The organism is Hyphomicrobium sp. 2TAF46, from assembly GCF_052114865.1.
Taxonomy (GTDB): domain Bacteria; phylum Pseudomonadota; class Alphaproteobacteria; order Rhizobiales; family Hyphomicrobiaceae; genus Hyphomicrobium_B.
The window spans coordinates 114302-126387 of sequence record NZ_JBFRFO010000007.1 but is presented as its reverse complement, the minus strand read 5'-3'; the positions used below and the strand labels follow the sequence as shown (position 1 = coordinate 126387).

Annotated in this window: 7 protein-coding genes; 5 read left to right on the top strand and 2 right to left on the bottom strand. The window is 56.3% G+C overall.

The features are described 5' to 3' along the window. The first annotated feature begins 303 nt into the window (after positions 1 to 303). The 3 genes from AB4Z24_RS15600 to AB4Z24_RS15590 all read left to right on the top strand — a co-directional run bounded on the left by AB4Z24_RS15600 (position 304) and on the right by AB4Z24_RS15590 (position 6924). On the top strand, positions 304 to 3096 hold the full coding sequence (locus AB4Z24_RS15600; RefSeq protein WP_441709686.1) for an autotransporter domain-containing protein: 2793 nt from the start codon (positions 304 to 306) through the stop codon (positions 3094 to 3096). A gap of 989 nt (positions 3097 to 4085) precedes the next feature. Then, positions 4086 to 6371: a TonB-dependent receptor gene (locus tag AB4Z24_RS15595; RefSeq protein WP_441709684.1), complete on the top strand. Its 2286-nt coding sequence runs from the start codon at positions 4086 to 4088 to the stop codon at positions 6369 to 6371. A 271-nt stretch (positions 6372 to 6642) separates the two neighbouring features. Next, on the top strand, positions 6643 to 6924 hold the full coding sequence (locus AB4Z24_RS15590) for a phosphopantetheine-binding protein (protein WP_441709683.1): 282 nt from the start codon (positions 6643 to 6645) through the stop codon (positions 6922 to 6924). Here the strand turns inward: AB4Z24_RS15590 and AB4Z24_RS15585 are convergent. Then, entirely contained in the window at positions 6911 to 7852 is a 942-nt protein-coding gene (locus AB4Z24_RS15585; RefSeq protein ID WP_441709681.1) for a hypothetical protein, read from the bottom strand. The two genes, AB4Z24_RS15590 and AB4Z24_RS15585, sit on opposite strands and share 14 nt — an antisense overlap. Positions 7853 to 8064: 212 nt before the next feature. Here AB4Z24_RS15585 and AB4Z24_RS15580 point away from each other — a divergent pair, with 212 nt between their 5' ends. Then, positions 8065 to 9153, top strand: a complete 1089-nt coding sequence (locus AB4Z24_RS15580) for a hypothetical protein (protein ID WP_441709679.1) — start codon at positions 8065 to 8067, stop codon at positions 9151 to 9153. 4 nt (positions 9154 to 9157) lie between these two features. Further along, a complete protein-coding gene (locus AB4Z24_RS15575; protein WP_441709677.1) occupies positions 9158 to 9949 on the top strand; it encodes a hypothetical protein in 792 nt (263 codons plus the stop codon). Positions 9950 to 10046: 97 nt separating this feature from the next. On the opposite strand, the gene AB4Z24_RS15570 is transcribed toward AB4Z24_RS15575, so the two are convergent. Continuing rightward, positions 10047 to 11705 carry an arylsulfatase gene (locus tag AB4Z24_RS15570; RefSeq protein ID WP_441709675.1) on the bottom strand — a complete coding sequence of 553 codons (1659 nt, stop codon included), beginning with the start codon at positions 11703 to 11705 and terminating at the stop codon, positions 10047 to 10049. Positions 11706 to 12086: the final 381 nt, after the last annotated feature.

Sequence of the window (12086 nt, the reverse complement as noted above, 5' to 3'; positions counted from 1 at the left end):
TCACGCCGATAACAGTGGGATAGGAAAGCAAGTCCTTGGCTTTCTCCTTTTCGCGGCGAATTGCGCAGAGGGGAATTCCGGGAAAATCGCCTGATGCCGGGAAGGGGAGCGATTTGAGTAAATTTTCGCGCGTCCGACGCCAAATGGCGTTTCCAGAAGAGATCGTCGTTATTTCGATCCGGCGAACGGAGTCTTAGCGCGAGCTATCTGTCTGCAGCTTAGCGTCAGCTTCGAAGTACCCGAACTACTCAAGCCAATAATCAAAAGAAAACTTCCAAACACGATTTGGAGGGGGGAGAAGTCATGTCTTCATCGAACCAAGTTTTGGGCCGTCCCGCTGCAAAATTGCTACTTGCTTCCCTTGCGGCAGCGCTCAGCATGGGTGTGTCGCATCAGGCGCTCGCCGCTTGTGCTGCCGGCAGCGCGCCAAATCAGCTTTCATGTGAAGGCACGAGTTCAAACTCGCTTAACATCACGGTGGGACCGGGCAATCTTCCCGCGACGACAGGTATAGAGATCGTGCCGTTGGGCGAGGTGGGACGCCTTACGAATAGCGGTAACATCACTATCAACAACAACACCTTCAATGCTGTGAACGTTATCGGTATCAATGCTGACGATGCGGGTGAATATGTCATCAACAACTCAGGTAATTTAGCGATTACGAGCTTCGGTCGTGGTCAGCTCTACGGTATTGCTGCCAACGGCGACACTGAAGAGATGACCGTCAACAATACCGGTACGATATCCGTCACGCGCGGTCCGCTGACGCTGACTACTGTCACCGCCACGTCTTTGCAGGCAAGCGGCGGCAACTTGTCGGTCGCTGCGGGCATCTTCTCGGAAGAGGAACCCGAAAGCTTCGTTGTTAATAACAGCGGCACCATCTCCGCGTCGGGGCAATTGGCGACGGGTATCTATAGTCGCGCGGGAGAATTCGAGCTCCAAAACGACGGAACGATCGAGCATACGGCGGGGCGCGGCGCTGGTATTGCCCTTGGCATCGTATCGGACAGCGGCGAGATCCGGACGGCTACGATCGAGAACAACGGAACAATCAGCGGCGATATCGTTGCCGTAGGTGGCGTCGCGGTTCGCTGGTGGGCTCTTTCAAATGGCCTGGGTACTGGCGGTGCGCAAACCGACTCTCGACTGAACATCAACAGTCAGTTCGGCCAGCTCGATTCCGAGATCACGAACCGGGGAACGATCGACGGCAATATCTATTACGGCAACGGCGAGCATACGCTCGTCAACGAAAAGGGCGCGACACTGACTGGCAACATTGATGTTGACCAGCGCATGCAGGTTGTTACGGGGCGGACTTGTACGATCGGTGCTTCCGGTTGCTTTGCCACTGCGACAACCACAGGCACGACAACTCTAGGCAACCCTGCTGCCGAAGAGTTCAATGGAAATTCAGCATCTACGATAACGACGGGCGCAGCTTCCGGTACGACCACTTACACATTGAATATGTGGGGCGCGAAGTCCTTCACATTCGACAATGCTGGAACCTATGTTGGAAATCTAACCGTGGAGACGCAAGCGGCGACAACCGTCGGTTCGTTTGCGGTTCAGGATAGCCAGGTCATCATTGCACCTCACATCTTTGGCGGAGGCGGGGCAAGCGCCAATACTGCAACCGGCGCAGGCACAATCGCTTTGATCGATGGCACGCTGAAAATCGCAGATGGTATCGTCAACGGTGCTGGCGGAACGTCTTCGATCGCCCGTACGACGACACTCGCGCCCTTCATCGATGCCACCGTAAGGAGCGGTGAATGGTACACGGTCGCAACGAACCTCTTCGGTACGGCTCTTCCGGAAGTTGAAGGGTCGGCACTCGTCAGCTGGGAAGCGGTCAAAAACTCGAGCAACGCGCTTGTCATTGGGGCCGAGGTCAAGGACGCGTCCGACATCGACGGGATATCCAGACCGGGAGCGGCGGCGATCAATGCATTGATGGATGCTGCGGGCGCAGATCCGGTTCTCGACGCGCTTGGCGGCGCAGTGCAGCAGCTGGCGGATGACTCCGATGTTGCGAAAGCCGGCCGTCAGCTTGCGCCCGAAACGAACTTCGCAACCCAGCAAGCGGCGATTACGCTCAATTCCGCGATCGGTCAGCATATCGACGGCCGTTTGGCATCCGTCGGCGCAACGGGCTCATCGGGATATAAGCCGGGGCCGTCGGGTCTCGGCATGAAGCAGAGCGATCCAAACCGTTCGAACCTCGGAGGCCTCAAGGACGACAACGATTTCGTTGCGCCTCGGAGTGCTGCTCTGTGGGGCCAGGCATTCGGCGCCGGCATGAACCAAGATGAGCGGAGCCTCGTCGATGGCTATTCTGCCCGTCTCTATGGTGTGCTGGCTGGTTACGACAACTGGATTTCTCCTGGCGTCCGGGTCGGTGTTGCGGGCGGTTATGCAAATACCCGCATCAATGGCGACGGTGACACGTCGCGGAATAACACCGACATCGACAGCTATCTCGTCGAGGCTTATGGCTCGATCAAGAATCCAGGCTGGTATGTGACGGGCCGCACGGGCTTCACCTGGCACAACTACGATACGAACCGTTTCCTGACGGTGCCGTTCGAGGATCACGCAAAGGGTAGCCACGACGGACGTCAGTTCAATGCCTCGGTCGAACTTGGTGCACCGATGCGCTTCGATGGTGCCATCGTCACGCCGATCGCATCGCTCACGTATTCAAACCTGCATCAGGATGGCTACACCGAGGAAAGCGATGCTGGGATGGCTTTGAGCATCAAGAGCCAAAGCAACGACTCGGTCGTATCGGCCCTTGGCATCAAGGCGCTCATTCCGATTGCAGAAGATACGGTCGTTGAAGGCCGCGCAGCCTGGCTGCACGAGTTCGCGGATACGGCTCAGGTCGTAGGCGCCGCCTTCGCAGCGGGAGGCGGCACGTTCACCGCAGCCGGCCCGGATGTCGGTCGTGATACGGCGGCTCTCGGTGCAGGTATTCAAGCGCAGTTCGCCCCGAACTCGACCTTCGAGTTGAACTACGATGCCAACGTCCGCCAGGATTATTTGGCTCACATCGGGTCGGCTCGTGTGAATATCGACTTCTAATCTAGCGGCACTCGCCGGATATTCTGGCGGGCGCTCCGATCCTCGCTCCTCGTCGTTGGTGATCACGGTCTCCCGCCGTGGTCACCATTTTCATTTGAGGTGCAGCGCGCATTTGTATTCTTTTTGCCTCAGGCCAAGCATATATTTATGTTATTTTGCGAGATATCCTGACGTTCTTCCCAAGCTCAGCTGGCGTAATTTCCCGATGTATCGATTGTTTTTTCTATTGTTGAATTTTTCGATGCTCGAACGCCTCTAGGTGTCGAGAAACGATCAGCGCTCAGACGAATTTCCTCCGATTCGGGTGACGGGATGCCGGAGAATCGCGCCTCTCCTAGATGTTCGCATCGCAATAGGGGGGTGGGAGCATGGTTGGATCGCGGCGGATATGGCAACGGACTATTGCCTCGGCGGTAGCTGCTGTCTCGCTCATCTCTGTGGGGACAGCGAGCTGCGTGATGGCACAGAGCGAAGGAGGCGGCGGCGCGGCTGCCCCAACTCAGCCCACGAATCCTCCAGCACCATCTGCATCGCCAACTCCGTCTCCGCCTCCTGCGGCCAGTCCTCCAGCGCCAGGGACGGCGAACCCGCAAAATGGTGTTCCGGCTTCGCCTCCAGCGACAAGTCCTCCGCCGCCGCAGACGATGACCCCGCCAAATAATGTTCCGGCGCCGGCGACTCAAACTTCGCCGAGCGCTCCGCTTCCCGAGGTAAAAATCATTCAGGGACGGACGAAGCCAAAGGCCAAGCCGACGAAGGAAGTGCATGCGCCAAAGAAGGCGCCGTCCGCGCCAGCGCCGGAAGCTCCGCCCGCGGCGGCCAAGCATGTTACCAAGGCGCCTACGCCCGCAGCCGCAGGGCCAGCTGCCAAGGCGGCTGTGCCGGTGCAAGCCAGTCCTACCGCGGCGGCGCCAGCCGTCCCATCGCAACAAGCACCGTCCGCTACTGAGTTTGCGAGCTCGGTGTCTCCTCCGTCGGATGACGTGAAAATGTCGCCGATCGGCGACGAAATTCCGATTGGGAAGGTGCCGAGCGGTGTCAGCGCGGTCTCTTCCTCCGAGATTGCCCGAACGCGCAGCGACTACACGGCGGACGTTCTTCAGGCTTACGTGCCGGGCATTATCCTGAGTGACTATCAAGGCAACGGCTTCCAGACGAACGTTGATTATCGCGGTTTCAATTCGTCGCCCGTCGACGGCGTTCCGCAGGGATTGGCCGTCTATCAGAATGGCGTTCGCATCAACGAGTCTTTCGGCGACACCGTCAACTACGATTTCATCACGCCGATCGCGATCAACAGCATGACGGTCATGAGCGGCAATCCCGTCTTCGGCCTCAATGCCATCGGCGGCTCGATATCAATCGATATGAAGGACGGATTCAAATATCAGGGGTTCGAAGCCGATACGCGTTTCGGATCGTATGGACGCGTGCAAGGATCGATTCAGGACGGAATGAGGTTCGGTAACTGGGCGACCTATATCGCGATGGACGCCATTCGCGACGAAGGTTTCCGCGATCAGGGCACATCGGACATTCGCCGCTTGTATGCCGATCTCGGCGTAAAGGGCGATGGGTCGGAATTCCATTTGAACTTCACCGGAGCCGACAACACCGTGGGTGTCGCCGCAGCTTCGCCGGTCGAGCTGCTCGATGAGGGTTGGGGAAAGGTCTTCACCACTCCGCAGTCGACGACCAACGAGATGGAAATGGTGTCGCTGAACGGAAACGTGCAGGCGACCGATACGTTGCAACTCTCCGGCGTTACCTACTATCGCCATTTCAATCAGCAGCACATCGACGGCAACATTTCGAATGCTACGCCGTGTGCGATCAACCCGCCCGGACCGTCAGCGACCGGAGCGTGTCTCGACAATCTCGATGGTACGACCATTCTCCTTCAAGATACCACCGGCAAACTCATAAATGTCGATCCCGATGTCGGTCTCGGAGAAATCGACCGTACCTCGGTCAACGCGAACAGCTTCGGCGGCTCGCTGCAAGGCGTCGATAAAACACCGCTCTTCGATCATCACAACCAATTCCTCCTCGGCGGCAGCATCGATCATGGCGAGGTGTCGTTTTCTTCTTCCGCACAGCTCGGCGTTCTGCAACCCAACTTCGTTGTCGAAGGAGGCGGACCGTTCGTCGGGCCATTCGGCCAAATCTGTACAGTGGAAGCCGATGGATCGTGCACGCCGACCGGCGGCACGGATCTCTCCGATATTCGTCCGGTCAGCATCTCGACCAGAAACACGTACTATGGGCTGTATTTCCTCGATACGTTCGATGCAACCGACCGGCTTACTTTGACGGCCGGCGGCCGATTCAACGTCGCAAATATCGAAATTCATGACGAGACGGGGTTGGCGCCCGACCTCAACAGCAACAACACTTATTATCATTTCAATCCGGTTGCAGGCGGCACTTACAAGCTTTTCGACGGAGTTTCGCTTTATGGAAGCTTCTCGGAAGCCAACCGTGCACCGGTTGCCGCCGAGCTTGCTTGTGCAGATCCCAACAATCCCTGCCTGCTGCCGAGCTTCCTGACATCGGACCCGCCGTTGAAGCAGGTCGTCTCGTACACGTGGGAGGCAGGCCTCAAAGGCAGCAACACCGATGTCCTCTCTCACCAGAAGACAACATGGAGTCTGGGATTCTTTCACACTGTGAATACCGATGACATCATCAACGTCGCATCGTCGATTATCGGCCGCAGTTCGTTCGCGAATGCCGGGGACACATTGCGCGAGGGCGTCGAGGCGCAGGTCAATTACTGGTCGGGACCATTGTTCGTGTACGCCAACTACAATTTCGTGGACGCGACATTTCGGAGCAACTTGACCCTTCCGTCGCCATTCAATCCGTTTGCGGATGAAAATGGCAATATCTTCGTCCATCCCGGAGACCGGCTGCCTGGCGTGCCGGCGCATAAGTTCAAGACCGGTGTGGATTACGCCTGGACGCCGCAATGGAGGATTGGTGCGGACCTAGTCGCCGCAAGCAATCAGATCTTTTTCGGCGACGAGTCCAATCAGAACGCTCCTCTCGGCGGCTATGCCAAGGTCAATTTTCATACGTCGTATGATGTCACGGACCACATCCAGATTTATGGCCTCGTAGATAACGCGTTCAACGCGCACTATGGCGTCTACGGGACGTTCTTTGACATCAATGCCACTAATGACGCGGCGGGCAGCACCTTCCTCGATCCACGAACGGTCGTACCAGCGGCGCCGATTACGGCCTACGGCGGGCTGAAAGTGAAGTTCTGAGCGCGAAGCGTATTCGCCAAGCGTCTGCCCACTGCTGCGGCGGAGGGACATTGTTGGGGCGTCAAGCTCCATGCGCCTCAGGCTAAGATTGGGATGAAAGATCCGCTTGGGTCGTTTCGGCCACAGATCGGCCGAATGATAGTCTCTATGCGGGAACAACTGTGGACTTTACGGCGAACACGTAGGTGGGCTCTATAGATTCAAAAGGGGACGTGAGTTATCAAAATTGGCGAGCGGCGTGTGCGAAATGTAGCCGAATGGCGAGGGGCCAATGACGTCTCAGGTAACTTCACTTTTGCTGGATACCATCCAGGCCTTGCTGCCCGTGAATGCTCCCCGGCTCGACGCTGAGAGCGCGCATGTAGTCACGCTGCAATCCTTGAACCTCGATAGCCTGGATACGCTCAAGCTCGCCATGGATCTCGAGGAAGCTCTCGATATGGACATCGAAATCGTGAATTTCCCTGAAACGCTGACGCTTGCGGAATTGGCGGATCGGCTGTCGGCCATGAGAGAGAGAAAGGTGCGTCGCGCCTTGCTCAATGCAGTCTGATTTCGATCTTGATGGGCATTTTGAAGGGGTCGTCGTGAGGGCTCATCTCAATGCCGACGCACTCGCCTCGCAGGTCGCTTTTTGAGAGCCTGTCGGTGACGAGCGACCAAACGCGCTCGGAAATAGATTTTCCGAGGCAGGTATGAGCGCCAAAGCCAAACAAAGCTCGCCTGTTCTCATCGACTGAATACAACGGACTTTGCGTGACGCAGCGGACACGGTCACCCTTTTCCAACTGTAAGCCCGTATAGTCGGTCGTGGCTTGGCACATCCGGTCAACGTAGGTGAGGGAACTCGAAGGAAATGCTTCAGGCCAACTCACCTCGCACATGGGTAAGTTCGGGTGGCTTCGAAAAATCTCATAGAGAGAAAGACTGAGGGTGCCGACGAATGGTCTGGCTCCCAGCGACACCAGACAAAGAAGGATCAGGCACTCATCTTCATCTTCGGCGTCGAAATTGCTTTGCAAGAAAGTCGCGATTTTCTCGTTGATTTTCGCCCGCTCGCGAATGGACAGTATCGGGCTGAATAATCCGGGAATCTCGTCCACAAGGTCGAGAATTTTATCGTCACGTGGAACAATGGACGCTGAAACAGATCGCCATAGGGGCTGGGCGAAATCGGCGACCAAGTCTATTTTTGCAGCGGGACGGAAGCAGTGCTGGAAAAGGTCACCAAGCGACTGGTGAACTGCCGTGAGCTGGCTTTCTTTCGTGCGAGAGATCTGCTTTGCCATGACTTTGCGAATTCTCTGATGATTTTCGCCACCAATGAAGACGGGCAGATGTTCAAGAAGTTTGATGGTGGCGGAAAAATCCATCGCCGTACGCCGAGAGAGTTCGCGATACCTGTTCGCCATCGAATAGGTTTCGAAATCTGGGGACAAAATGATGGCTTTTGCGATTTGCGCATCTTTGACCAGTTCCATGCGAATTATGATTTCCCCCTTCGAATACCGGCGGCAAACTAACAAATCCCTGCACGAAGTAAACGGCAGCTGTTCGCGAATGGCGTTTTCGGGCTTTTAGAATTCATATGGTGCAGAATCGGAATCGTCTTGTCGTCGATGTTGCCGCGGCCGGCAATGAAGCTGTTCTTAAAAGCTCCGTTGGTTGCATCAGAGTCGTTACCAGTGATGCCGTGACGGCAAGTATCGGAACCGCCCGCGACTATGCCGCGTGGTACTTTCTGCCCATTGCCATGCGCCTCGACATGGATCTGCATATTTGCGGACGGGGCAGTCCAACGACGGCTCTCAACGCCCGCCGGATCAGCGAAATCTGGCAGTCGTGGCTTCCCAGACATCTCAGCAGAACGGAGGTCAGCTTTTCGGAGGAGGGAAGGCGCGATGAGCCGGCAAGTGACCGGGAGTTGGTGTACCTCTCGGGCGGACTCGATGCGGCATATACGGCCCTCAAGAGATTGGCGAATGGTCGATCACAGGACGTCATCACGATTCAGGGAATGGACTACACGCTCGATGATGAAGCGCGTTTTCACGCTCTTGTCGCGAAGACAGCGCCACTGGCCGAATTGCTGTCGGGACGTCGGATCATTGTGAAGTCCGACGCTTATTCGCTTTACGAGAGGGTCGAACTCAATCTCAAGCGGCACCATCTCGGGCACATCTTTGCCTTGGCAGGTGGGGGTTTTGTGCATGCGCACGGCTACAATCGACTTGTCCTTGCAGCCGACGAGCTGCTTGACGGGCAGTTCCTTACGTTTCCATGGGGGTCGAATTCGGCAACAAATTTCCTGTTCGACGACGGCAGCACACGGTTGTGTTCCGACTCTGAAGATATTGCTCGGTCCGAGAAAATCGCGCTCGTTCGAGGCTCAGAAATTGCGCTGAAGTCGTTGAGCTTTTGCTGGAACAGAAAGGTTCAACCGCAGAACTGCGGGATTTGCAAAAAATGCCTGAGGACCAAGCTATTGTTCCTCGCTGTGACGGGCGGCGTTCCGCCGATCTTTTCCGTCGATGAAATTCCGACGAACTGGGCCGAGCGGCTTCGATATAAGGAGCCGGGAGGGCTTCATGCGGTCCACGAGATTTTCAACGAAGGTCTGGCCTCGGGCTACTGGAGCCTGATCCCGAAATTCGAGAATTCGCGGGTAGAGGTTCGTGCGTACTATGCGCGGGACCCATATCGCAGATGGGAAAAGGAGAGAAGGAAGCAGAAGGGAATGCGCTCTTCGATCATTGAAATCATTCGACGCCTGAGGCGCTAGTCGCATGAATTACCGAGCGCGGCTCAGAGTCATCCGCAGACGGTTTCGTCCGCTTCGCCCCAAAGGCCGGCTGTTGCTTTATATCGTGCGAAATTGGTGGCGTCCTCCGAAGGAAGTTTTTCGTGGTGCCTGGAAGATCGTTGACGAGGCCACTGCTGGAACGAGCGTTCGGCGAAACTTCCGTAAGATGCCGGTCCGGCATATTCAGCATTACAACCTTCGTCAGGTTATCAAGTCCGTTTATCCGGATTTCGTCCCGCAAATCTCGATAGACCCGAACGTTATCGATGCTCTTCGGACTGGGCCTTCGGTCATTGCAACGATTCATTCGCGAAGTGAGTATGCGATCTGCGCGGCGTTGGATAGGGCGGGGCTCGCCAGCGCCGTTATCACAGCCGGCCGCATGAACCCCGTCGATGTCGATAACTACGGATTCGGAACTGCTCCCAAATGTATACAGCGAGATCGTAATGTATTTTTGGAAATGCGTGTTGCCTTGAAAGATAGTTGCACAATCGTCTGCGATGTCGACTACGTCTTGGATAAACACGGGCCTGCGCCCGCTCTCTATGTCTCGGCGTCCCTTTTTGCATTTCAGCAAGCCGTTAAAGCGAAGCTATATTTCGGCTACACGAATATTAGCGATGACGGGCAGATCGAGTGTGTTGTCGTACCGGCCGGCGGCGAGGGAATTTCGCCCGAGGATACGGCACGAGAGTTCATCGAGTTCATCGACCGCATGCAGGGAACGAAGTTGGGTCTGCGGATCGGTACCTGGCGGCCGGAGAGCTGCTGAATACCCGCTCTTCTGAGGGCATGTATACGCGGATATTTTCGGTATGCACTCAGCGGAGGCGCGTTCTGCGCGCGAACGCGCCCGCTGTTGTCTGCGGTTATTGACTTGGGCCCTTGCTCGCGGCTTCAGCCTGGGCCATCCGCTTCTGCATTTCCGCTTTGACCGCGTCAAGGTTGAAGCTGGCGCCGCGCTGCATTGGCGGGAAGTCGAGGAACGTCTGTAGCTCCTTGCCGACGACCTGCTGAACGAACACAAAGCGCCAGAACTGGTACTTGAACCAGTCGAAGTATTGCTGGCCGCCTTCCTTCGTGCCGTTGTTCGGCCAGCCCGTGCGTTCGAACGGATCGAGGCGCAGGTTCGTGATGTAGGGAACGTCGGGATGGGTCTTTTGGCCTACCCAGCCTTCGGGCTGATCGATAAAGCGGAACTTGTAGTCGTCGATCCGCAAGGCGCCGACCGTGCTTTCACCTAGGTAGAAAATTTCGTGGCGTGCAGAGGGGCCTTTGCCTGTGATGCAGTCAACCTGATTGTAACCGTCGAGATGGTTCTTGTACGTCCTGTCTCCGATCTGCTTACCCTTCAGAAGCTCTTCGGTGATGTTTGGATTGCCGGCGATAGCCGCGAATGTTGGCAACCAGTCCAGTCCTGAGAAAATTCCGTTCTGGACCGAGTCTGCGGGTACATGTCCGGGCCAGCGGATCATGGCTGGAACGCGGAATCCGCCTTCAAGGACCGTTCCCTTGGATTGGGCGAACGGCGTCTGGCCGCCATCGGGCCATGTGAAAACTTCGGTGCCGTTGTCGGTCGTGAAGACGACGATGCTGTTGTCGTCGACGCCCATGTCCTTCAGCTTCTTCATCACCAAGCCGACGTCGTCGTCGAGTTGGGCCATGCCGGCTTCTTCTTCCGACCAGCCATTCTCGGAATTGCGCATCGCCTCATACTTGGGAGACAGGTGCGTAACGATGTGCATGCGCGTCGGGTTCAACCAAACGAAGAACGGCTTGCCGTCGTTTTTGGCTTTTTCCATGAAAGTGAGCGCGAGATCGCGAATCTCGTTGTCGACCGTCTCCATGCGCTTCGGATAGAGAGTACCGGCATCCTCGATCCTCTGCTTGCCGACGCGTCCCCAGCGAGGCATTTCGGTCGGATCGTCGGTGTTGGTTGCCCAGCTGTGGACCATATTACGTGGGCCGACGACGTTCAGGAGGTTCTGCGGATAGTTCGGATGCGCGGGATCCTCCATCGCATCGAGATGATACAGATAGCCGAAGAATTCATCGAAGCCATGAACGGTTGGCAGAAACTCATTTCTGTCGCCCAGATGGTTCTTGCCGAACTGGCCCGTTTCGTAGCCCATCGATTTCAAGACCGTCGCGATTGTCACAGCTTCGGCTGGCAGGCCGATCGCTGCTCCGGCTTGGCCGACCGTGGTCATGCCGGTGCGAATTGGGAGTTCTCCGGTGATGAAGTTTGCGCGGCCCGCCGTGCAGCTCGCCTCGGCGTAATAGTCGGTAAAGAGCATGCCTTCCTTGGCGATCTTGTCGAGGTTGGGTGTGCGGCCTGCCATCAAGCCGCGATGATAGGCGCCGATGTTCCACATGCCTATGTCGTCACCCATGATGAAGACGATGTTGGGTTGCGCGGGCTGTGCGAAGGCAGGCGATGATCCTTCAAAAACCTGCGCGGCGGAGATGATCAACAACGATGCGCCAACTCCTCCTAGCAACGACGAAACATTTTGAGCGAGCTTCATAACTCAGCCTCCTATGGTCAGGGTGCACACCATTCGGCCTGTGGTTGCGGCTGAGCATTTTAGGCCTCGCCACGGAGTCACGAAGAAAATCCGGAGAACTTTGCTTTCGAGAAGTTACTTCTCGACCATTGCATCAGTGAGCGGAGTAATTTACGTTTCCATCTGGAGAATATTTCATCGATTTTGATTGATGAGGTTGCTTTCGACGCCGAGGGGAATCGAGGGGCTTATTTCAAATTCGCAAAATGTTTTGCGTGCCAAATTTTGTTGGTCGTGTCGCAGGTGACATAGCCGTGTCCGGTCAGAGTCAGATATTCTGCGTTGATATTGCTTGCTGATAGCGTCCCTCAAGTCTCGCGTTAGACTTAAGCTCATTCTTTC